The following is a 21,249-nucleotide window of genomic DNA, read 5'->3' as shown; positions in this document are numbered from 1 at the left end:
AAAACGGATGACCGCAGAACCAGTCCCGTACGGGGCGGTGAGTGGATGACGGCGCGATCAGTCCCGTGCGGGGCGGTGAGCGGATGACGGCGCGATTAGTCCCGTGCGGGGGCGCGACTTCGAGCGCGGGCTGCCCCGGGACCTCCCTGTCGTGGCGCGACGGGACGGTCACGGCCGTGGACGAGGCGGCTGGTGGGTCGGTGTCGCTGAGGCCCGCCGCCCTCTATCACTACCGCTACGGGCAGGAGGTGTCGGGCCCCTACGGCAAGGTGGACGCGCGATCGGTAACCGGCCTCGCCCTGCTCGACACAGACGGTCTCGTGCTGCTCGACCTGCCCGGCGCCTGGGACGTCCGGGCCGTGCGCGGCTTCGCCGAGGCGGCGGGGTTGCCGGTCGTGGCCGGCCCGCCGACTCCATCCGGCCAGGTGCGGGCACTCCTCTCGGGACGTGCGCCGGGCTGGCGCCGCATGTCCGGATTGCCGCGGCCCCGGGCGTCGAGGTGGCGGCTGCCACTCGCCGTCTGCGCCGGCGTCACCGGGCTGGCGGTGATGACGTACCTCGCCCTGTCGGGGGCGTGGCAGGCCTGGCGCGGCCTGGCCTCCCTGGGCAGGCTGGCCCTGGACCTGCTCGACGCCAAATGGCTCGCGGTCGCCTTCAGCCCCTTGCTCCTGATCGCTCGCCCGCTCGCCGGCCGCCTGCACCACTGGCGGAACAGCCGCGGCACCGTCCTCGGGCCGCCCGGCGGGCCGTACCTCCAGGTGAAGAAAGACCTGCTGCACCTCACCCGGGGCCGGGATCACATCCGCACGCTGCTGCTGGCCAGGGCTCGCGGCTCCGTCGCCGGGCTCCTGCTCTACCGCCACGCCGCCAACACCGGGCTGGTCATCACGACCCGGGCCGGTCGACCGCTTCACCACCTGCCAGGACCGTGGCCACCCGAGGACGTGCACCGGTTCGCGGCGAGGCACGGGCTGGAGCTGCGGGTGTGCACGCTGTCGCGCGAGGAGTACGTCACCCTGCTCAGGTCATGCCCGGACGCCTGCCCCTGACCGGCCGAGCCGCGCCCTCGTGCCGGGAGGACTGCCTACGTGGACCCGGCCTCCGCGCGTTCGGGCCCGGCCGGCCCGTGTCCTCGGGCTCGGGCCCGCCGGGTCCACGGACCGGTGCGCGGGCGTGTCCGGGTCAGTGGACGATGGCCAGCATCACGTCCGAGGCGGAGGGACGGTCATCGGGCTGCTTGTGCAGGCAGGCCCCCACGACGCCCCGGAGCGCGGGCGGCAGCGGGGATAAGTCGGGATGGACGGTGAGCACCCGGTTGAACACGGCCGGCACCGTGTCCTCCCCGAACGCCGGACGCCCGGTGGCCGCGAACACCATCGTCACCCCCCAGCTGAACACGTCGGACGGTGGCCCCACCGGAGCGCCCGAGAGCTGCTCGGGCGACATGTAAGGCGGTGTGCCGACCATCTTGCCGGAGGTCATCGTCATCTGGTCGAGGGCCCGCGCGATGCCGAAGTCGATCACCCGGGGGCCGTCGTGGCCGATCAGGACGTTGCTCGGTTTGAAGTCGCGGTGCACGATCCCCGCCTTGTGGATGGCCGCGAGCGCGCCGGAGGTGGACAGCGCCAGGCGCGTCAGGCTGTCCTCGTCACGCGGGCCGTGCCGGCGGACCAGCTGTTCCAGTGAGGGGCCGTCGACGTACTCGCTGACGATGTAGGCGTGCTGGCCCGTGATGTTGACGTCGAGCAGCCGGGCCGTGGAGAAGGTGGCCACCCTGCGCGCCGCGTCCACCTCCCGCGCGAACCGGGCGCGCGCTGTCTCGTCCACCAGGTCGTGCAGCACCTTGACCGCGACCTGCGCGCCGTTGGGAGCGGTCGCCAGATAGACCGCCCCCTGACCGCCACGCCCGAGGGATCGGAGCACCCGATAGGGACCGATCCATTCGGGCTCGCCCGGCCGGAGCCGGGACGACGGCGGGGCCGGCTGCCGGCGCGGATCCGTAGGGTGGCGGTGCGAGGGGTTGGTGGGGTGGCTCTGGTGCGACCTGGGCTGAGGATGCCCGCCTGCGTGCAGCCAGGCGGGGGGACGGGTGTCGGCGAGCGGTGGGCCGAGCCTGCCGGGGCGGGCCCTGGCCATCGCCGGGACGAGGATGCCCGAGTGGATCGCACCGCCCAGCCAGCTCACCACCAGCGCCAGCGAGATGAGCGTGGACATCGGCTCGGGAATGTCGTCGAACTCGTTGTAGCTCCCGGCCACGATGACGAACGAGCCGACGCACACCGTGTAGACCGCCGCGCCCACCACCTGCCACACGCTGCGCAGCCAGTACGCCGCGAACCCGATCGTGAACGGTGTCGCCAGCCCGCATGTCACCAGCGGCAGGACCGCCCAGCCCACGGAGGCGGCCCACGCGAGCCCGCTGGGGCGGCCTGGCCGGCTGTTCGACATGCCGGAAGGTTATCGCCCTGAAGCGGCGCATAGCGGCTGTGGACGAATGTTGTGGATAACCTCCCGCCATCCTGTGGATAGCTGTGGAAAAACTGGGGATAACGTGTCCGGCTCATTCACGTGTGCCGCCAAGTGCGCAATGATGATGACCATGGCGCGGATACCGGGAGTGGGGTTGGCGAAGGGGCTCTCCGTCACCCTCCGCCACATGCTGCGCAGATCCGTGACGCAGCAGTATCCCGAGGTCAAGCCCGATCTGCCGCCCCGCAGCCGCGGTGTGATCGCCCTGGTCGAGGAAAACTGCACCTCCTGCATGCTGTGCGCCCGGGAGTGCCCCGACTGGTGCATCTACATCGATTCCCACAAGGAGACGCTGCCCGCCCCCGAGGGTGGCCGGCCGCGCCAGCGCAACGTCCTCGACCGGTTCGCCATCGACTTCTCCCTATGCATGTACTGCGGCATCTGCATCGAGGTGTGCCCGTTCGACGCGCTGTTCTGGTCGCCGGAGTTCGAGTACGCGGAGGGCGACATCCGCAATCTCCTGCACGAGAAGGACCAGCTCGCGGCGTGGCGCTCCACGGTCCCGCCGCCGCCCGCCCACGACCCGGGCGCCGAACCTCCGAAGGAGCTCACGGCCGCCCCTCGACGTCCGGCCCGCCCCGGCGCCGGCGAGCCCGCCGCCCGCACCTCGTCCACCGGCGCGCCTTCCACCGGCGCGCCTTCCACCGGCACGTCTCCCTCGGGCACGTCTTCCACCGGCACGTCGCCTTCCCCCCGCACGCCGCAGGACCGTCCTTCCCGTACGACTCCCGAACGTCCCGGTCCCGTCGGCACCGGCACCTCGCCCGCCCCCGAAGCGGAGCGGCCGGCGGCGACGGCCGGGGAAGCACGGCTGGTCGCCCCCGCGGGCGACCAGCCGCCGGGCGCGGCGGAGGGGCAGGAGCCGCCCGCCCCGGCAGCCCGTCCGGCGGGCACCGGCGCGGAAGCCGGCGCTGACACCGACCTGGGGACGGACTCCGGTACGGGGACGGACTCCGGTACGGGGGCTAACGCCGGCGCGGGAGCCGGTGCCGGCACCGGCACGGGGGCGCACTCGGGCGACGCGGGGGCGAAACCGTCGGCGGCGTCAGGTGCTGAGGAGCGGTCCTCCAGCCGTCCGGGCGAGCAGGGCCAGGGCCGCGCACCGGGCGCGCGGGTCCCGCGCGAGGGGCGCATGGCCAACGTACGGAGCATCCGGCCACCCGGCGCTCTCCCACAGCCACCCGCCGCGGACGAAGGTGGCACTCCGCCTTCTGGAGGTGCGCGGACCGACTCGCCCTCCGGGGACTCGGCGACGGGAGCGTCCACGCCCTCTGTGGACAACGAGCTCGAAGCGCCGGGGTCGTCCGCATCGCCCACCGCCTCGCCGACCGCGGAAGAGGCTTCGTCCACAGGCGAGGCGTCGTCCGAAAAGTTGTCCACAGCCCAGGGCGCGCCGCGCCCGGCGTCCGGCTCGGAGGGGCAAACTGCTGCTTCGAGCCCGCGCAGGCGGCGGATGTCCGATCCCCGATCCATCCGCCCGCCCGGGCGGCTCACCCCTGATGAGACGAGGGAGTCCGAGGAGGAGTCGTGACCGAGGCGGTGCCCTCCTACCTGTCGCCAACCGGCCAGGAGATCGTGTTCCTGCTGCTGGGCGCGGTGGCGGTCGGATCGGCGCTGCTCGTCGTCACGACCCGGCAGCTCGTGCACGCGGCCTTGTGGCTGGTGCTCTGTTTCGGCGCGCTGGCCGGGTGTTATCTCGTCCTCACCGCCGAGTTCGTCGCCTGGGTGCAGGTGCTCATCTACGTGGGCGCGGTGGTGGTGCTGATGCTGTTCGGGATCATGCTCACCCGCGCGCCGATCGGCCGCTCCGCCGACCTCGACAGCGGCAACCGCGTCGTCGCGGCGGTGGTGGCCGTGGCGACGGCCGCCGTCCTCGTCACGGTCGTCGTCGACGCCTTCCGCATGGCATACGTGTCGCTCACTCCGGGCCAGGGGTCGGCGAAGGAGCTGGGGGGCAGCGTGTTCAGCACGTGGGTGCTGCCGTTCGAGGCACTGTCGGTCCTTCTGCTGGCCGCCCTCATCGGTGCCATCGTCCTGTCCCGTACGGACATCCCAGGAGGCCCGTCACCGGAAGTCCCGCCACGGCCAGGTCCTTCCTCAGAAGGTTCCGTCCCGGCAGGTCTTTCCACGGCAGGTCCTTCACCGGCAGGCATGTCTCCGGCAGACGCGTCCGGCTCCGACCATCCTCTGCCAGACCAGCACCCGACAGGCGCCCCCATCCCCGAAAGGCCTCCGTCGGACCCGCCCCCGGCAGGCACCTCTCACCCAGGACCGCCCCTGGCAGGCGCCCCACACCCAGGACCGCGCCAAGGCGCCTCTCACCCCGACACGCACCCGGCAGGTCCGCCTGAGACGCGTGCTTCGGGCGGCGGCGCGCCCGGCGGTCCCACGGAAGGCCCGCCGTCCACCGGCTCCGCCCGCCGGGACGCGGGGCCGCCGCCCGACCAGGTCGGGGGGCATTAGTGCACGTCGTCTACCCGGCGGTCGTCTCCGCCCTGCTCTTCTCCGTCGGCGTGTACGGCGTGCTCGCGCGCCGCAACACGATCCTGGTGCTCATGTCGGTCGAGCTGATGCTCAACGCCGTCAACCTCAACCTGGTGGCGTTCGACGTGTGGTTGCGTGACCGCTTGCACAGCGGTCAGGTACTGACGCTGTTCGTCATCGTCATCGCGGCGGCCGAGGTGGGATTGGGCCTCGCGATCGTGCTCGCCCTCTACCGCAACCGCCGGACCGTCGACCTCGACCACCTCCGCGACCTGGCCGAGCCCGCCGGGCCGTCCGGTGCCGCGGACCCGCCTGCCCCCACGACCACCGGCATGCCTTCGGAGCCGTCGGCGGACACTCCGGGCGCCGGGGCCGGCGAGGCGCCATCTCCCGCCGAGACCAACCGAGCGGCCAAGCGAGGGGGCGAGCTGTGACGCACTTCCCGTTGCTGGCCGTGCTTCTGCCCTTCCTCGCCGCCTTCGCCGGGCTGCTCCTGCCCCGTCGGCCGCGCCCGCGCGTCCGGGCCGCCTGGATCGCGGTCGTCCCGACGGCCGCGTCCGCCGTGCTGGCCCTGGCGCTGGCCTGGGCGCCGGGGTTCGCCTACCTTCAGGGAGCCGCTCCGGGTGAGCCCGTGGGCCACGGCTACGGGGTGATCGTCACCGGCGGCATCCCCATCTCGTTGACGCTCCAGGCCGGCGACCTGTCCGCCATCATGGGCGTGCTGGTGACGTTCGTGGCGCTGGCCGTGCAGGTCTACTCCGTCGGCTATCTCCACGACGACCCGCGCTATCCGTCCTACAGCGCCTTCGTCAGCCTGTTCACCAGCGCGATGCTGCTCGTCGTCTACGCCGGCGACCTCCTCGTCCTGTACGTGGGCTGGGAGATCATGGGGTTGTGCTCCTACCTGCTCATCGGGCACTGGTGGGAGGATCGGGGCAACTCGAGGGCCGCGGTCAAGGCGTTCCTGGTCACGCGGCTCGGTGACGTGGGCTTCCTGTTCGGGATCTTCGTGCTCGGGTTCGCCGCGGGAAGCTTCCGGATCGCCGACGTGCTCGCCGCGGTGCCCCGGATGTCCACCGGCACCCTGGTGGCCGCCACGATGCTGCTGCTCGCCGGAGTCGCGGGCAAGAGCGCCCAGGTGCCGCTGCACACCTGGCTGCCCGACGCCATGGCCGGTCCGACGCCGATCAGCGCGCTCATCCACGCCGCGACCATGGTCGCCGCCGGGATCTTCATCGTGGCCAGGCTCTTCCCGGCGTTCCAGGCCTCAGGGCCGACGCTGGACGTCCTGGCCGTCGTCGCGGCCCTCGGCATGCTCGGCGCCGCGCTGGCGGCCCTGGCCCAGGACGACCTGAAACGGGTGCTCGCCTACTCCACGATCAGCCAGCTCGCGTACATGGCCGGAGGGCTCGCCGCGGGCTCCGACAGGGCCGCGATCTTCCACCTGGTGACGCACGGCGCTTTCAAGGCGCTGCTGTTCCTGTGCGCGGGCGTGGTGATCCACCATGTGGGGGCCAACTTCATGAGCCGGATGGGAGGGCTGCGACGGCAGCTGCCGGTGACGTTCGCGGCGATGACCGTGGGGTTCGCGGCGCTCATGGGCATCCCGCCGGCCAGCGGCTTCTTCAGCAAGGACGCGGTGCTGCTCGCCATGGAGCGGGCCTCGGCGGGCGGCGGCCTGACGGACGCGGCAGCGCTGCTGCTGTACGGCTGCGCGCTCGCCACGGTCGCCGTCACCGGCGCGTACGCCGCCCGCGCCTGGCTGCGCACCTTCTTCGGCGAGGCGAGAGTCGTCGCGGCCCTGCCCGAGCCGCCGCCGGGCACGGCCCACGTCGTGGACGTGCGCGAAGCGCCGCGCAGCATGCTGGTGCCCGTCGCGCTGCTGGCGGTCCCCGCGCTGCTGCTCGGTTTCGCCGGCGGGGCGCACCTCGACCTGGCGGTGGCGTCCGTCAGCGTCGCGCTGGCGGTGCTCGGGGCGGGCGTGGTCTACGCGTTCTGGCGGAGTGACCCGGTGGCGGATCCGGCGCGGCTGCTCGGGCCGCTGCGGGGGCCGTGCGAGCGGGCGTTCTCCGTCGACGCCCTCTACGCGGCCGTGTTCGCGCGGCCGGTGCTGGCGCTCGCCAGGTTCGTCGTCAGGACCGACGACGTGGTCGTGGACGGGGCCGTGCGGGGGTCGGGCGGCGCGGCGCGCGGCCTGTCCGGAGTCCTGCGGTTCGCCCAGAACGGCAACGTCCAGCTGTACGTGAGCGGGGTGCTCGCCGGAATCCTGCTGATCGCGGTGGGGGCGGTGGTGTTCGCATGATGGGCTGGCTTCCCGTCGCGCTGCTCGCCGTGCCGCTGCTCGGCGCCCTGGTGCTCGTCGCGGTGCCCGGCCCGCTGACACGCGGGGTGCGCTGGTACGGCACGGCCGTGTCCGGGGTCGTGTTGGCGCTGGCCGTCGTCCTGGTGGCGGTCTTCGACCACGGGCAGGCGGCGCGGACGCAGTTCGCCGTCGACCGGCCGTGGATCCCCGGCCTGGGGCTCAGGTTCCACCTCGGCGTCGACGGGATCTCGCTTCCGCTGATCGTGCTGACGGCGCTGCTCACGTTCCTGTGCTTCGCCTATCTGGGGTGGGGCGACGGACGAGGCCTCGGCCAGTTGCTCGGGGCGCGTGACGGGGACACCCGGCCGAGGGCGCTGGTGTTCACCCTGCTGGTGCTCGAAGTCGGGATGATCGGCACGTTCCTCGCTCTCGACCTGCTGCTGTTCTTCGTGTTCTTCGAGATCGTGCTGATCCCCATGTACTTCCTGATCGCCGTCTGGGGCGGCAAGGGGCGGCGGGGCGCGGCGATCAAGTTCATCCTCTACACGCTGCTCGGCTCCGTCGTGATGCTCCTCGGCCTGCTGCTCGTCTGGGCGCAGACCGGGACGCTCGACATCGTCGCCCTCGGCCAGGCTCACGGCTCCGGCATGTCGCGGACCGTACAGATCGTCGCGTTCGCGGCGGTCGGCCTCGGGCTGGCGGTCAAGACCCCGATGTGGCCCCTCCACACGTGGCTCCCGGACGCGCACACCGAGGCGCCGACGGTGGGGTCCGTCCTGCTGGCCGGTGTGCTGCTGAAGATGGGCACGTACGGCTTCGCCAGGATCGCCATCCCCGTCCTGCCCGAAGGGGCGGTGGCCGTGGCGCCCTGGCTGGGGGCGCTGGCCGTGGTCGGGATCGTCTACGGAGCGCTGGCCTGCCTGGCCCAGCGTGACCTGAAACGCATGATCGCCTACTCGTCGGTCGGCCACATGGGGTTCGTGCTGCTCGGGTTCGCCACGCTGACGACTGTGGGCGTCAACGGCGCCCTGTTCGCGAACGTCGCCCACGGGCTGATCACCGGGCTGCTGTTCTTCGTGGCAGGCGCCGTCAAGGACCGGTACGGCACGGCCGACATGCCGTCACTGGGCGGCGGCATGCTGGCCACGCTGCCGCGCCTGGGCTCCGTCCTGACGTTCGCGGCGATCGCGTCGCTGGGGCTGCCGGGGCTGGCCGGGTTCTGGGGGGAGATGCTGGCGCTGCTGGGCGCGTTCGATCCGGGTGCCGGGCTGCCCCGGGGGCTCTTCCTGACGTTCATGGTGATCGGCGGGCTGGGGGCGGTGCTGACGGCGGCGTACTTCCTGGTCATGCTGTCCCGCGTCACCCACGGCCTTCCCGGGCGGCGCGCCCTCGTGCCCGCGGGCGCGGGAGCCCCGGGGCCGGGGCTGGTGGCGGTGGACGAACGCCCGGTGTCGCCGGCACCTGAGGATCGGCCCGTCAGGGGTGACACGGCGGTCCATGAGGTGGACGCGCCGCCGGACGATCCGGCGCTCCGGGAGGGAGCCGGAGCCGGTGGTGCGGCCGTCCAAGACGTCCGGGACGTCCGAGGCCACCTCCCAGACGTCCCGGACGCCCGCGACGTCCGGGGCCACCTCCCAGACGTCCGAGATGTCCGAGACGTCCGGGACCACCTCCCAGACGTCCGAGACATCCGGGGTCACGAGCTGGTCGCGTGGGTGCCGTTGATCGTGCTGATCCTGCTGTTCGGGCTCTGGCCCGGTCTGCTGCTGTCCCTCACCACCCCGGCCGTGCAGGCGCTGCTGGAAGGGCTGACATGATCCAGCAGATCGACTACTTCGCGATCGCGGCGCCGCTGACGCTGGCGGTCGTGGCCGGGCTCGTGCTGCTGCTCGACGCCTTCCTGCCGGCGCGCCCGCGGCTGCGGACCGGGCTGGGGCTGGTCACGCTCGGCGGGATCCTGGTCTCCCTGGCGTTCGTGGTGGCGCAGGCGGGCCGCGGTGGCCGGCCGCCGGCCACGTTCTGCGTCCCCGAGGCCCTGACGGGCGGGGCCGGCGCTCCGGGTGCGGGGGCGGGGGCGCGTCTCGACGAGGTGGCCGGTGCCGGGCAGGTCGACGGCGGGTTGTGCTCGTTCGTCGCGGACCGGTTCACGGTGGTGTTCGCGGGGCTGGTGCTGGTGGCGGCGGTCGTGGTCGTGCTGCTGTCGATGACCGAGCTGGCCGGCGGCGGGATCCCGGTCGGGGAGTGGTACTTCCTCCTCCTGTGCACGCTCGTCGGCGCCGTGACGCTGCCCGCCGCGCGGGACCTGATCATGCTGGTCGTGGCGCTGGAGCTGGTGTCGCTGCCGGTGTTCGCCCTGACCGCGCTGAAACGCTACGACGGGCGCGGCTCGGAGGCCGCGGTCAAGCTGTTCGTCGTCTCGGTGGTGTCGACGGCGGTCATGCTGTTCGGGGTGTCGCTGCTGTACGGGGTGGGGGGCACGGTCTTCCTTTCCCGGCTCGGAGGTGTCCTCGGCGGCGGCGCGCCCGCGCCCGGACTGGTGGGCGGGGGGCAGGAACTGCCGGCGGTGGTCACGGTCGGTGTCGTTCTGGTCCTGGCGGGGTTCGCCTTCAAGATCGCTGCCGTGCCGTTCCACTCGTGGGCGCCGGACGTCTACCAGGGTGCCCCGCTTCCGGTCGCCGCGCTGCTGTCGGTCATCTCCAAGGCGGCGGGGTTCGCGGGGCTGATCCTGCTGCTGGTCACGGCGCTGGCCGCACAGGTCACCACCTGGGGCCCGGTGATCGCGGTCGTCGCGGCGCTCACCATGACGGTGGGCAACCTGCTGGCGATGCGTCAGCGTTCGGCCGTACGGCTGCTCGCGTGGTCCTCGGTGGCCCAGTCCGGCTACATCCTCGCCCCCATCGCCATGGCGTCGCAGGTGACGGGGGGTACTGCCGCGCAGGCCCCGGCGGCGGGCTCGGGGACGGCAGATGCGGGACTGTCGGGCTCGGGGTTGGTGGGTGCGGATCTGTCGGGCTCGGCGGTGGCGTCCGGGGATCTGTCGGGTGCAGGGGTGGTGGGTGTCGATCTGTTGGGGTCGGGGGCGGTGGGGGCCTCGGTGGCCTATCTCCTCATCTACGCCGCGATGAACCTGGGCGCGTTCGCCGTGGTCATGCTCATGTCGAGGACGGCCGCGCGCAACGAGCTCGACGACTACAGGGGGCTCGCGCTGCGGAGTCCGGCGGCCGGGCTGGCGCTGGCGTTCTGCCTGATCTGCCTGGCGGGGCTGCCTCCGGGTCTGGCGGGGCTGTTCGCCAAGGTCGTCGTCTTCCGCGAGATCGTGGGTGGCGGGGCGGGCTGGCTGGCCGTGGTCATGGCGGTCAACACGGTGATCGGCCTCTACTACTACGTGGTGTGGACGGCGCGGCTCTTCGCTCCGGGGCCTGCCGTGGTGGAGCGACGGCCGTCCGCCGCCACCTGGGTGGCCGTCGCGCTGGCGGTGGGGGTGGCGGTGGCGTTCTCGATCGCGCCCCAGCTGGTGTTCGACCTGAGCGGGCTGACGGCTTCCGGCTGACGGGTGCCCGCCGCGGGGGTTCCTGTCCCCTGGACGCCCAGGTGCCCGTGCGGCGGCGTGCGGATCTGCGCCTCCTCGCACGCACTGCGCCGAGCCGGGCGGCGAATGCTGAGGCAGTGCTGAGGGCCTGTTGAGGATTGCTGAACAATTCGGTGCGAAATCTCGTCTTATGCGGTCTTCCATCATCTTTGCGGGGACGGGCGTACTGCGGACATGGGCGACGGTATCGGGCGTACGGGGGTAGGCGTGCGTCGCGTCATGGTGGTCTACGGCACCCGGCCGGAGGCGATCAAGGTGGCGCCTCTGGTGACCGGGCTCGCGGAGGCGGCGGCCTTCGAGCCGGTCGTGGTCGTCACGGGGCAGCACCGCGAGCTGCTCGACCAGGTCCACGAGATGTTCGGCGTCAAGCCCGACGCCGACCTGGAACTCATGCGGCCCGGGCAGACACTCGCCGAGCTGACGAGCCGGGCGGTCGCAGGGCTCGACACCGTGCTGGCCGAGTGCCGTCCCGACGTGGTCGTCGTGCAGGGGGACACGACGACCACGCTGGCGGGCGCGCTCGCGGCCTTCTACCGGCGGGTGCCGGTCGTGCATCTGGAGGCGGGGCTGCGCAGCGGTGACCTGTTCTCGCCGTTCCCCGAGGAGGCGAACCGCAGCCTCACCAGCCGGATCACCACCCTGCACCTGGCGCCGACCCCCGGCAGCGCGGGCAATCTCGTCCGCGAGGGGGTGCCCGGCGACGCGATCGTCGTCACCGGCAACACGGTGATCGACGCCCTGCTGTGGAGCAGCCGGACGGCCCGGGGCTACCGCGATCCGCGGCTGGCCTCGCTCGAACGGGACGGCCGGCGCGTGATCGTGGTCACCGCGCACCGCAGGGAGTCCTGGGGGCGTGGGATGGAGAGCATCGGGCGGGCGCTGTCCCGGCTGGCGGCTCAGGAACGGGACGTGCACATCGTGGTCCCCGTGCATCCCAACCCGCTGGTCCGGCGGACGTTGCTCCCGCAGTTCGCCAGGCACCCGAACATCACGGTCACCGAGCCGCTGCACTACGGCGACTTCGCCCGCCTGCTGCGCCGCTCGTACCTCGTCCTGACCGACAGCGGCGGCATCCAGGAGGAGGCGCCGAGCCTCGGCAAACCCGTGCTCGTGATGCGCGACACCACAGAACGGCCCGAGGCGGTGCGCGCCGGCGCCGCGCGGCTGGTGGGCACCGACGAGGACGGCATCGTCGCGGAAGTGAGCGGCCTGCTGCGCTCCCCGGAGGCGTACCGGCGGATGGCAGGGGCCCGTAATCCGTACGGCGACGGGCGGGCCACCGAGCGGGTGCTGGCGGCGCTGGCGCATCTCTTCGGACTCGGGCCGCGCCCTGCGCCGTTCCGTCCGCTGTCCGGGGAGGACGCCGTTCGCGGTGAGCGGGTGGGTCTCCGCGACGAGGGCGGCGCGCTCCCTCGGCGGGAGGAGTCCTCCGGCCGGGACAGGTTGGTGCCCGAGCAGGGTCGCGTGCGTCTCCGGCAGGACGGGAAGATCACCGTTCCGGCCGTGTGGGACGAGGCTTCCCGCGGGGGCGACGACGGGCGGCCGCCGGGAGGCGCGAGGCGGTGACGAGCGACGGGCGGGGGCGCGGGATCCGGCAGCACGCCGGGTTGAGGTGGTTGCTGGCTCTGCTGCTGAGCGCCCTCGTCGTCTCGGGGGCGAGCCTGGGGATCTTCTCCCGTAAGGAGCCGGCGACGTTGCCCGCGCCGCGCTCCTGGCCGGAGTGCAGTACGAGCGGCCCCAGGACGCCCGCCGGGCACACGACGGGTCTGGAGACCGCATACGACGACAGTGCCGGTCAGAACGGCCAGAACGTGCAGGGCGGTCAGGACGGGCGGGACCGCTCTGAGGACCAGGATGGTTCCGGTGACACGACGCTGGTCGCCGTCGACGACGCGGACGGCCGGGCCGCCTTCCAGGTGCACGCGACCCGTGCCGCCAACCTGGTGTCGCACTTCGGCCCGGTCCACGTCATCCGGACGAGCGCCTACCGGTCCGGCCTGCTGGACCGCCACCGGGCCCTGGTGTACCTGGGTACCTCGGCCGCGCAGCGGCTCCCCGCCGGCCTGCGCGGCGACGTGCTGGCCGGCCGGCGCCCCGTCCTGTGGATGGGCGGCAACATCGGCACGCTGACCACGGCGGACGACTTCGCGCACCGGTACGGCTGGCGCTGGGACGGCGCGGGCCTGGCCCCCCGCCAGACCCTGGGGCAGCCACCCGTGAACCAGGCCCGCGTGACAGGCCAGGGGCTGGACGGCGTCACCGGCATCCGCTACAAGGGGGCCCTGCTGAGCCGCACCTCCGCCCAGGGCCCGGTCGCCACGTTCACGATCCTCGACCCCCGGCGCGCCCGGGCGCTGGCCACGGCGGTCACGGACGACGGCCGGACACGCGCGTGGGCCGTCAGGTCCGCGAACCTGACCTACCTCGCCGAGGTCGCGGTCAACGCCGACACTGACGACGACCGCTTCCTGGCGACGGCCGACCTGCTGTTCGACCTGCTCGCCCCCGGCACGCCGGTCCGCCACCGGGCGCTGGTCCGCCTGGAGGACATCGGCCCCCAGTCGGACCCCGACGCCGTCCGCGCGGCGGGCGACACGCTGGCCGGGCTCGGCGTCCCGTTCAGCTTCGGAGTCATCCCCGTCTACCGCGGCCCGCTCCCCGACGGCCCGGAGCGCGCCACGATCCGCCTGCGGGACCGGCCGGAGCTGGTCCGGGCGCTGGTCCACCTGCTGGACCGCGGCGGCACGATGATCCTGCACGGCTACACCCACCAGTCGGACGGCCCGCCCAACCCCACCAACGGGGAGACGGGTCACGACTTCGAGTTCTTCCGCACGCATTTCGACGCGCGGCGGCGGCTCGTCTACGACGGGCCCGTCCCCGGCGACTCGGCCTCCTGGATGGAACGCCGCCTCGACGCCGCGGTCGCCGAGATCCGGGCGGCCCGCCTGCCCGTGCCGCGCGTCTTCGAGACGCCGCACTACGCGGCCTCGCCCACCGACTACCGCGTCATCGCCCGGCGGTTCGCCGCCCGCTACGACCGCGGCTCGTACTTCATGCCCGGCTGGGAGGGCCGCTCGCCCGTCTCGCCGTACATGGACGAGCATCTCGCCCCGTACGTGATCCGCGACGTCTACGGCAGCGTCGTGATCCCGGAGACCCTCGGCATGGTCGAGCTGCGGCCGGCCGGCCCCGACGAGGGCACGACGGAGGCGATCCTGGCACATGCCCGCTCGCAGCTCGTCGTGCGCGACAACGTCGCGAGCTTCTTCTACCACCCCTTCCTCGGCACCGAGCAACTGGAGACTGTCGTGAACCGGATGCGGGCGATGGGCTACCGCTTCGTGGCCCCCTGCGAGCTGTGAGGCGCCGGTGAGAGCCGTGTGACAGGCCGAGGAGAGCCCGCAAGGAGCAAGGAGGAGGCCGAAGCACCATGACCCCAGGCACGATCCCGCTCGTCACGCAGGCCGTGGACGCCGGTGGCCTGGCGTTCGGCGTGGCCAGGCTCGCGCTCGCCGTCGCCGGCCTGCTGTGGGTGCTGTACGTCCTCGCCGTCGTCGTGCTCCTGTTCGCCGCCCACCGGAGGCCCCGATGACCACCGTTCTGATCGTGTGCGCCGTGTCGGCCGTCCTGATGGTCTTCACCTACACGCTCGGGATGTACCTGGAGTCGGCGGGCAGCACGGAACACCCCACGGGCGGCGGGGACGGCTTCACCGTCGTCTTCGTGGTGCCCTGCCTGAACGAGGAGCGGGTCATCGCCGCCACGCTGCGCCACCTGCCGGACGGCCCGGTCCTGGTCGTCGACGACGGGTCCGACGACGGCACCGCCGACGCGGTCCGCCGGCTCGCCGATCCGCGCGTGCGCCTCCTCAGGCGCGAGCCGCCGGACGCCCGCCAGGGCAAGGGCCACGCGCTCAACCACGCCATGCGCCACCTGCTGGAGAGCCGGCCCGCGTTCCGCCGCTCGGCCGACCGGGTCCTGGTGTGTCTCATGGACGCCGACGGCCGTCTCGACGCGGGCAGCCTCGACAAGGTGCTGCCGTACTTCGCCGATCCCCGGGTCGGCGCCGTGCAGATGGGCGTGCGCATCGGCAACCGGACGCAGAGCCTGCTCACGCGGATGCAGGACATGGAGTTCGTTGTCTACACGCGGGTCTTCCAGCGCACCCGCAGCCGCATCGGGTCGGCGGGACTCGGCGGCAACGGCCAGGTGATGCGGCTCAGCGCGCTGCTCGACCTGGGCGACGCCCCGTGGTCGCGGAGCCTGACCGAGGACCTCGACCTGGGCGTGCGGATGGTGCTGTCCGGCTGGCGCACCGCCTGCGTCCCCGACGCGACCGTCCACCAGCAGGGGCTCGTCGGCCTGCGCGCGCTGGTGCGGCAGCGCTCACGCTGGTTCCAGGGGCACCTGCAGGCGCTGCGGCTGGTGCCGCCGGTGGTCGGCCGGGCGTCCGGCCGGGTCGCGGTCGACCTGCTGAACGTCCTCCTCAGCCCGTTGCTCATCTTCGTCGGCTCGTTCATGACCCTTTCCCTGGTCGCGTCGCTGGTGGGGGTGACGTTCTCGTCCGTGGCGCGCGAGCAGCTCTTCCAGCCGGTGCCGATCGTGTCGTGGTACGTGCTGACGTTCGGCGCGGCCTTCCTGCTCGGCCCGCTCTACGCGCGGGCCGGCGGCGACATGGGCTGGGTGCGCGGGCTCGGGTACGGCCACCTGTTCATCGTCTACAACCTGGTGTGGCTGGTGGCGGCCTGGCGGGGGCTGTGGCGCGCGGCGCGCGGCCGGCGGGCCTGGCTGAAGACCGAACGGCTCGCCGACCCGTCGCCGGGGCCGGCATGAGAGCGGCCTTGCCCCGCGCGCTCGCCGCCGCCGCGCTGCTCGCCCTCCCGGACGCGCCGGTCCGGGCCGCCCCGTGCGCCCCATGGACGGAGGGCACGGTCAGGGCGGGCCTGTTCCTCGAGTACGACGGGTACGGCAGGGCGTGCACGTACCAGGACGGCGGCCGATGGGTGTGGCGGCTGTCGCCGAGGCAGGCCCGCGCCCCGGCCGAGACGCACGCGGCGCTGGCCCTGACCACCGGCCGCTACGCGGACGTCCGGATCCGCGTCCGGGCCAGGACCCTGCAGCAGCTCCGGCGCCCCGCGCCGAACCCGTGGGAGGTCGCCTGGGTCGTGTGGCACTACACCGACGACAACCACTTCTACTACCTGGTGCCCAAACCGAACGGCTGGGAGCTCGGCAAGGTGACTCCCGGTTACCCGGGCAACCAGCGTTATCTCGCCACGGGGGAGGGGTCCTTCGACATCGGCGCGTGGCATGCGATCGAGGTCCACCAGGTGGGCGACGTGATCACGGCGGGAGTGGACGGCCGTCATCTGGTCCGGTTCCGGGACCGGGAACGGCCCTACCGGGGCGGCCACGCCGGGCTCTACAACGAGGACGCGACGACCGACTTCACGGATCTGCACGTCACGGGGGCCATCCAGCGGTTTCGCGGCACCGTGCGGCGGTAGGTGACGCCTGGAACGGGGAGACATCGCCAGCGTCACGGTCGTGTGACCGCGCCGCTGTCCGGGCTGTTGATGATGGGGCGCTGACGATCGGGGGTCGACGTGAGGTGATGGCGTGGTGGAACGGCCGCGGGCGCTGGTCATCGAGGACGCCGCGGAGGTGCGCCGGCTGCTGTGCGAGGTCCTGCGGATGGCGGGATTCGACGTCGCGGAGGCGGCCACCGGCGCCGGGGGGCTCGACATGGTGGCCGAGAGCCGTCCCGACCTGGTCACGCTCGACCTCATGCTGCCCGACATGGACGGCATCGAGGTGTGCCGCCGGTTGCGCGGCATGACGAGCGCGTACGTGATCATGCTGTCGGGCCGTACGGAGGAGGCCGACCGCCTCATCGGCCTGGAAGTGGGCGCCGACGACTACATGACCAAGCCGTTCTCGCCGCGCGAGCTGCGGGCACGGGTCGCCGCCATGTTCCGGCGACCCCGCCGTTTCGAGCTGAGGGGGACCGGCGACCGGCCGCGGCTCCTGACGTTCGGTGACCTGGTCGTGGACGAGGAGAGCCGCGAGGTGCACCTGGCGGGCCGGCCCGTGCCGCTGACCCGGATCGAGTTCGACCTGCTCGTGCTGCTCGCCTCCAACCCCAGGCGGGTGTGGGCGCGCGAGACGCTGACCCGGATGATCTGGCACACCGACTGGCCCGGCAACGCGCACGTGATCGACGTCCATGTCGCCAACCTGCGGCGCAAGCTGGGCGACGACGCCCGCTCCGGCCACTGGGTGCGCACGGTGCACGGCGTGGGCTACCGGTTCGGAGGCTGACCGACATGATCGTGCCGATTCACATCCTGCTGTGCGAGGCGGACGACGACGACGCGCTGCGGATCGTCGCCCGCCTGCTGCGCGACGGGGTGGCGGCGACCCACGAGCGGGTGGAGGACGCCGAGTCGGTGGCGGCGGCGTTGCGGCAGCGCCCGCCGGACATCGTCTTCTCCGACTACCGGATGCCGTCCCTCACCGCGCACGACGTGCTCCGGCTGCTCCACGACACGGCGCCCGACATCCCGTTCATCCTGGTCTCCGGGCAGGTCGGCGACGAGCGCGCGGCGGCGCTCATGCGGGCCGGCGCCCGCGACTTCGTCAGCAAGAACCGGCTCTCCCGGCTGGCCCCCGTCGTGCGGCGGGAACTGCACGAGGCGGAGTGCCGCCACCAGCGGCGGCAGGCGCAGGACGCGCTGCGGGAGAGCGAGCAGCGGCTGCGGCTCTACGCCGAGAACGCCCCCGACATCATCTTCCGCCTCCGGCTGGCGCCGCGGACGCGGGTGGAACATGTCAGCCCGGCCGCCGCCGCGATCCTCGGGTACGCGCCGGAGGACCTGAGCGGCGACCCCCGCCGCCTGCTCGGCCTGGTGCATCCCGCCGACCGCGACAGGCTCGAACGGTCGTGGCGCTCGCCCCGCGGCGAGCCGCTCCTGCTCCGCTGGCGCGGGCCGGACGGCGCGACCGTCTGGACGGAGCAGCGGGCGACGGGCATCCGCGACGACGACGGCCGGCTGCTCGCGGTCGAGGGCGTGCTGCGCGACGTCACCGCCCAGGTGCGGGCCCAGCGCGAGCGCGAGCGGCTCGAACGGCGGCTGCGCCAGGCCGAACGGCTGGAGTCCCTCGGCCGGCTGGCCGGCGGCCTGGCGCACGACGTCAACAACCTTCTCGGCGTGATCCTCGGCAACGCCGAGCTGGCCCTCGACGCGCTGCCGGAGGACGCTCCCGGCCGCGCCGGTGTCGAACGGATCCAGCAGGCGGCCGAGCGAGGCGAAGCTCTCGCGCGCCGCCTGCTGGCCTCCGGGGACGCGCACCCGCCGGGGGCGGCCGGCGCCGGACCCGCCCCCGAGACCGACCTGAACGCGGTCGTGGAGGAGACGATCGACCTGCTGCGCCCCACCCTCGCCGGCGATGTCGAGGTCGTCACCCGGCTGGCCGGGGGCCTGCCCGCCGTCGGCATCGACCGGACCGGGCTGGAGCACGTCCTCATCAACGTCCTGGTCAACGCGCTCGCCGCGATGCCGGACGGCGGCCGGCTGACCGTCGAGACGGCCCGCGGCGACGGCGGGGCCCGGCTCACCGTCTCCGACACCGGCCACGGCATGCCCGCCGAGGTGGCCGAACGCGCCTTCGATCCGTTCTTCACCACCAGGGAACGCGGCACCGGCCTCGGCCTGTGCACCGCCCGCGGCACGGTCGAGGGGGCCGGCGGCCGGGCCACGCTCGACTCCCGGCCCGGCTCCGGCACCACGGTCCACATCCGTCTGCCCGCTGCCGAAGCCCGCTGACCTGCGACGTTCGTCGCCCGGCGGCGACGGACGCCACCGCCGGGGAACGATGGACCGGGCGACAGTCGTTGGACGAGGTGACCCCGCTTCACGAAAGGGGGTGCACCATGCACCACAACGGTCTGCGCACCGCCGCCCTGCTGGGCGGAATGTCGGCGTTGATCGTCACGGCGGGCGCGTGGCTGGGCGGCGGCACCGGCCTGGCGATCGCGCTGGTGCTCGCCGTGGTGGGCAACGGCGCCGCCTACTTCCTCTCCGACCGGATCGCGCTGTCGGCCATGCGGGCCCGGCCGGTGAGCGAGGTCGAGCACCCCGTCCTCTACAAGATCGTCCGTGAGCTGTCCACGCAGGCCCGGCAGCCGATGCCGAGGCTCTACGTGTCGCCGACCGCGCAGCCCAACGCGTTCGCCACCGGCCGCAGCCCGCGCAGGGCCGCCGTCTGCGTCACCTACGGGCTGACCAGGCTGCTCGACGAGCGGGAGCTGCGCGGCGTGATCGGCCACGAGCTGTCGCACGTCCACAACCGCGACATCCTCATCTCCTCCGTCGCCGGCGCGCTCGCCACGATGATCACCTGGCTCAGCTACGTGGCGGTGTTCTTCGGCGGCTCCGACGACGACGAGGGGCCCGGCTTCCTGGGCGCGCTGCTCATGATGGTGCTCGGCCCGGTCGCGGCCGGCGTGATCCAGCTGGCCGTCTCCCGGGCGCGCGAACACCAGGCCGACGAGTCGGGGGCCCGGCTGACCGGCGACCCCCTCGCGCTGGCCTCGGCCCTCCGCAAGATCGAGATGGGTGCCCGGCAGCTGCCCCTCCCGGAGAACAGCCGGCTCACCTCCGCCTCCCACATGATGATCGCCAACCCGTTCAGCGGCTCCGGCTTCGGCCGGCTGTTCTCGACGCACCCGCCCACCTCCGAGCGGGTGGCCCGGCTGGAGCGGATGGCCGGCTACCGCCGCTGAACCCGATGGCCGGCCTCCTGAGCCGAGCCGCCGGCTCAGGCGTGCGCGGCGCCCGCCAGGATGGCGCCGTACTGGATGGACACCAGGTGACGGATCGGGATCGGCTCCTCCTCCGCGCCCGACTCCGCCTCCGCGCACCACCTGGCGTACGTCTCCGCCAGCGTCCGCGCCCGCGCCCGGATCACCGGCGTGCCGTTGCCCACGGCCAGCTCGCCCTCCAGCGCCCGCAGCAGCATCCCGCCGAACCGCAGCCGCATGCTGTGCAGCAGGTCGCGGCTGGAGGACACCTCGGCCACCGTGGCCGGCCGCTCGTTCTCCGGCGCGCCGGCGCGGCCCTCGTCGGTGGCCGCCATCCCGGCGAGCATCGGCACGAAGCTCCGGCTGGCCCGCAGGAACGGCGACCGGGTCACCAGGTCACCGGCCACCGCCGTCAGCGTCTCGTCCAGCACCTCGAACGCGGCCCGCAGGCCGGCCGCCTGGTCGCGCACCAGGTCACGGTAGAGCCGGCCGGTCGGCGACGTGTCGTCCGCCGAGGCGCTGGTCCAGTAGGGCACCTCGGCGGTCAGGCCGAGAGTGCCGTACCTGGCGATGTAGGAGTCGCTGGCGGCGCCGCCGATGTGCTCGGTGGGGTCCTGCCCGAGCGCCTCCAGGTAGTCGTAGGCGTCCTGCATCCGGGGCGCCAGGTAGACGGCCCGCTCCAGCCGGCGGACCGACGGATGTTCCGGCTCGCCCGCGTGCAGCGGCACGCCGTACCTGCCGGGCAGGGCCTTGAGCACGGCCTGCAGCTCGGGCTCGGGCCGGTTCAGGTAGTAGAAGACGCCGCCCGTCTCGCCGTTGTGCAGGGTGGTCATGAACGCCGGCCGGGTGTCGTCGATCAGCCGCATCAGCGCCAGCGTCTCCGGCAGCACCCGGTCGAAGTAGGCCCGCTTGTAGGCGAACGGGAAGGTCCACTCGACCTGCTCGTCGCCCGCCGGCCGGTAGAAGTGCCTGGCGTAGTGGGTCCTGGTGAACGGCCCGGCGAACCAGCCCTCGTTCAGCCGGGTGCCGTCGGGGTCGAGGCAGCCCACGATGTGCCAGGTGCGGCCGGTGGCGCGGCGCAGGCCCGCGTCCTCGCACAGCCGCATGGCCAGGTGCGAGACGGTCAGGCCGCCGATGGGCTCGTTGGGGTGCGGCCCGGCCGCGACGATCGCGTGGCGCGGCCCGTCGCCCACGGTCAGGCAGAGCAGCGGGTCGCCGAGCCGGGAGGTGCCGATGCGGCGCAGCGACGCCACGCCGGGATGGTCGGCCGCCAGCCGGGTGAGGACGGCGTGGACCTCGTCCACGGTGGCGAACCGGTCGAAGCCGGGGACGGTGTCGAGTTCGGAGAGGAGAGTCGCGTCGAGCACGTCCCCAGTCTCACCCGGGGCCGGGGCACCGCGTCCCACCCAGCCCGGAACGCGACGCGCCACCCGAGCCACCCCCCCGTGACCACCCCCGCCACCCCCGCCACCCTCGTGACCACCCCCGCAACCCCCCTGCCACCCGCGCCATCTGGCGGCCTGCCGTCTGCGGACATAA

The 21,249-nt window shown here is 73.3% G+C and carries 16 protein-coding genes and 1 pseudogene; 15 read left to right on the top strand and 2 right to left on the bottom strand.

What is annotated here, in order from left to right:
- Positions 1-176: 176 nt before the first annotated feature.
- The gene (locus CXR44_RS13645; protein WP_144069952.1) at positions 177-1,049 is read left to right on the top strand and encodes a hypothetical protein; all 873 of its coding nucleotides are present in this window, start codon (positions 177-179) and stop codon (positions 1,047-1,049) included.
- 133 nt (positions 1,050-1,182) lie between these two features.
- Here the strand turns inward: CXR44_RS13645 and CXR44_RS13640 are convergent, their stop codons facing one another.
- Positions 1,183-2,448, bottom strand: a complete 1,266-nt coding sequence (locus CXR44_RS13640) for a serine/threonine-protein kinase (RefSeq protein WP_101786224.1) — start codon at positions 2,446-2,448, stop codon at positions 1,183-1,185.
- A 208-nt stretch (positions 2,449-2,656) separates the two neighbouring features.
- Here CXR44_RS13640 and CXR44_RS40890 point away from each other — a divergent pair, with 208 nt between their 5' ends.
- The 14 genes and pseudogenes from CXR44_RS40890 to htpX all read left to right on the top strand — a co-directional run bounded on the left by CXR44_RS40890 (position 2,657) and on the right by htpX (position 19,692).
- Entirely contained in the window at positions 2,657-4,060 is a 1,404-nt protein-coding gene (locus CXR44_RS40890) for a NuoI/complex I 23 kDa subunit family protein (protein WP_245899129.1), read from the top strand.
- On the top strand, positions 4,057-4,992 hold the full coding sequence (locus CXR44_RS40885; RefSeq protein WP_245899128.1) for an NADH-quinone oxidoreductase subunit J family protein: 936 nt from the start codon (positions 4,057-4,059) through the stop codon (positions 4,990-4,992). Before CXR44_RS40890 ends, CXR44_RS40885 begins: the two co-directional genes overlap by 4 nt.
- Positions 4,992-5,273: pseudogene (gene nuoK, locus CXR44_RS41675) on the top strand (NADH-quinone oxidoreductase subunit NuoK); the annotation flags it as partial. The gene CXR44_RS40885 and the pseudogene nuoK, both read left to right, overlap by 1 nt.
- Before the next feature lie 170 nt (positions 5,274-5,443).
- Positions 5,444-7,315 carry an NADH-quinone oxidoreductase subunit 5 family protein gene (locus CXR44_RS13620; RefSeq protein WP_101786222.1) on the top strand — a complete coding sequence of 624 codons (1,872 nt, stop codon included), beginning with the start codon at positions 5,444-5,446 and terminating at the stop codon, positions 7,313-7,315.
- Positions 7,315-9,132 (top strand): complex I subunit 4 family protein, encoded by a 1,818-nt coding sequence (locus tag CXR44_RS13615; protein ID WP_245899158.1) that lies wholly within the window; start codon positions 7,315-7,317, stop codon positions 9,130-9,132. Before CXR44_RS13620 ends, CXR44_RS13615 begins: the two co-directional genes overlap by 1 nt.
- Positions 9,129-10,865 carry an NADH-quinone oxidoreductase subunit N gene (locus CXR44_RS13610; RefSeq protein ID WP_101786220.1) on the top strand — a complete coding sequence of 579 codons (1,737 nt, stop codon included), beginning with the start codon at positions 9,129-9,131 and terminating at the stop codon, positions 10,863-10,865. The genes CXR44_RS13615 and CXR44_RS13610 overlap by 4 nt, the downstream gene beginning before the upstream one ends.
- Before the next feature lie 246 nt (positions 10,866-11,111).
- Complete coding sequence (gene wecB / locus CXR44_RS13605; RefSeq protein ID WP_144069951.1) at positions 11,112-12,470, top strand: non-hydrolyzing UDP-N-acetylglucosamine 2-epimerase; 1,359 nt, start codon at positions 11,112-11,114, stop codon at positions 12,468-12,470.
- On the top strand, positions 12,467-14,269 hold the full coding sequence (locus CXR44_RS13600) for a polysaccharide deacetylase family protein (RefSeq protein ID WP_144069950.1): 1,803 nt from the start codon (positions 12,467-12,469) through the stop codon (positions 14,267-14,269). Before wecB ends, CXR44_RS13600 begins: the two co-directional genes overlap by 4 nt.
- A 68-nt stretch (positions 14,270-14,337) precedes the next feature.
- The gene (locus tag CXR44_RS39410; protein ID WP_180903387.1) at positions 14,338-14,499 is read left to right on the top strand and encodes a hypothetical protein; all 162 of its coding nucleotides are present in this window, start codon (positions 14,338-14,340) and stop codon (positions 14,497-14,499) included.
- Positions 14,496-15,740, top strand: coding sequence for a glycosyltransferase (locus CXR44_RS13595; protein WP_101786214.1), 1,245 nt, complete (start codon positions 14,496-14,498; stop codon positions 15,738-15,740). Before CXR44_RS39410 ends, CXR44_RS13595 begins: the two co-directional genes overlap by 4 nt.
- On the top strand, positions 15,737-16,414 hold the full coding sequence (locus CXR44_RS13590; RefSeq protein ID WP_144069949.1) for a calcium-binding protein: 678 nt from the start codon (positions 15,737-15,739) through the stop codon (positions 16,412-16,414). The genes CXR44_RS13595 and CXR44_RS13590 overlap by 4 nt, the downstream gene beginning before the upstream one ends.
- A 112-nt stretch (positions 16,415-16,526) precedes the next feature.
- Positions 16,527-17,228, top strand: a complete 702-nt coding sequence (locus CXR44_RS13585) for a response regulator transcription factor (RefSeq protein ID WP_219601784.1) — start codon at positions 16,527-16,529, stop codon at positions 17,226-17,228.
- A gap of 5 nt (positions 17,229-17,233) precedes the next feature.
- Positions 17,234-18,733: a hybrid sensor histidine kinase/response regulator gene (locus CXR44_RS13580; protein WP_101786210.1), complete on the top strand. Its 1,500-nt coding sequence runs from the start codon at positions 17,234-17,236 to the stop codon at positions 18,731-18,733.
- 107 nt (positions 18,734-18,840) lie between these two features.
- The gene (htpX, locus tag CXR44_RS13575; RefSeq protein ID WP_101786208.1) at positions 18,841-19,692 is read left to right on the top strand and encodes a zinc metalloprotease HtpX; all 852 of its coding nucleotides are present in this window, start codon (positions 18,841-18,843) and stop codon (positions 19,690-19,692) included.
- Positions 19,693-19,727: 35 nt separating this feature from the next.
- Here htpX and CXR44_RS13570 read toward each other — a convergent pair whose 3' ends face one another.
- The gene (locus CXR44_RS13570; protein ID WP_101786206.1) at positions 19,728-21,077 is read right to left on the bottom strand and encodes a M14 family zinc carboxypeptidase; all 1,350 of its coding nucleotides are present in this window, start codon (positions 21,075-21,077) and stop codon (positions 19,728-19,730) included.
- Between the last annotated feature and the right edge of the window lie 172 nt (positions 21,078-21,249).

Origin of the sequence: Nonomuraea indica (assembly GCF_002850745.1) — a bacterium.
Classification (GTDB): domain Bacteria; phylum Actinomycetota; class Actinomycetes; order Streptosporangiales; family Streptosporangiaceae; genus Nonomuraea; species Nonomuraea indica.
The sequence above is the reverse complement of the archived record's forward strand: the minus strand, read 5'-3'. Positions and strand labels throughout refer to the sequence as shown.

Excerpts from the sequence above, each read along its gene's own strand:
- CXR44_RS13640 (WP_101786224.1), bottom strand. The coding sequence starts at position 2,448 with ATGTCGAACAGCCGGCCAGGCCGCCCCAGCGGGCTCGCGTGGGCCGCC.
- CXR44_RS40890 (WP_245899129.1), top strand. The coding sequence starts at position 2,657 with ATGCTGCGCAGATCCGTGACGCAGCAGTATCCCGAGGTCAAGCCCGAT.
- CXR44_RS13615 (WP_245899158.1), top strand. The coding sequence starts at position 7,315 with ATGGGCTGGCTTCCCGTCGCGCTGCTCGCCGTGCCGCTGCTCGGCGCC.
- CXR44_RS13610 (WP_101786220.1), top strand. The coding sequence starts at position 9,129 with ATGATCCAGCAGATCGACTACTTCGCGATCGCGGCGCCGCTGACGCTG.
- CXR44_RS39410 (WP_180903387.1), top strand. The coding sequence starts at position 14,338 with ATGACCCCAGGCACGATCCCGCTCGTCACGCAGGCCGTGGACGCCGGT.
- CXR44_RS13595 (WP_101786214.1), top strand. The coding sequence starts at position 14,496 with ATGACCACCGTTCTGATCGTGTGCGCCGTGTCGGCCGTCCTGATGGTC.
- CXR44_RS13590 (WP_144069949.1), top strand. The coding sequence starts at position 15,737 with ATGAGAGCGGCCTTGCCCCGCGCGCTCGCCGCCGCCGCGCTGCTCGCC.
- CXR44_RS13580 (WP_101786210.1), top strand. The coding sequence starts at position 17,234 with ATGATCGTGCCGATTCACATCCTGCTGTGCGAGGCGGACGACGACGAC.
- htpX (WP_101786208.1), top strand. The coding sequence starts at position 18,841 with ATGCACCACAACGGTCTGCGCACCGCCGCCCTGCTGGGCGGAATGTCG.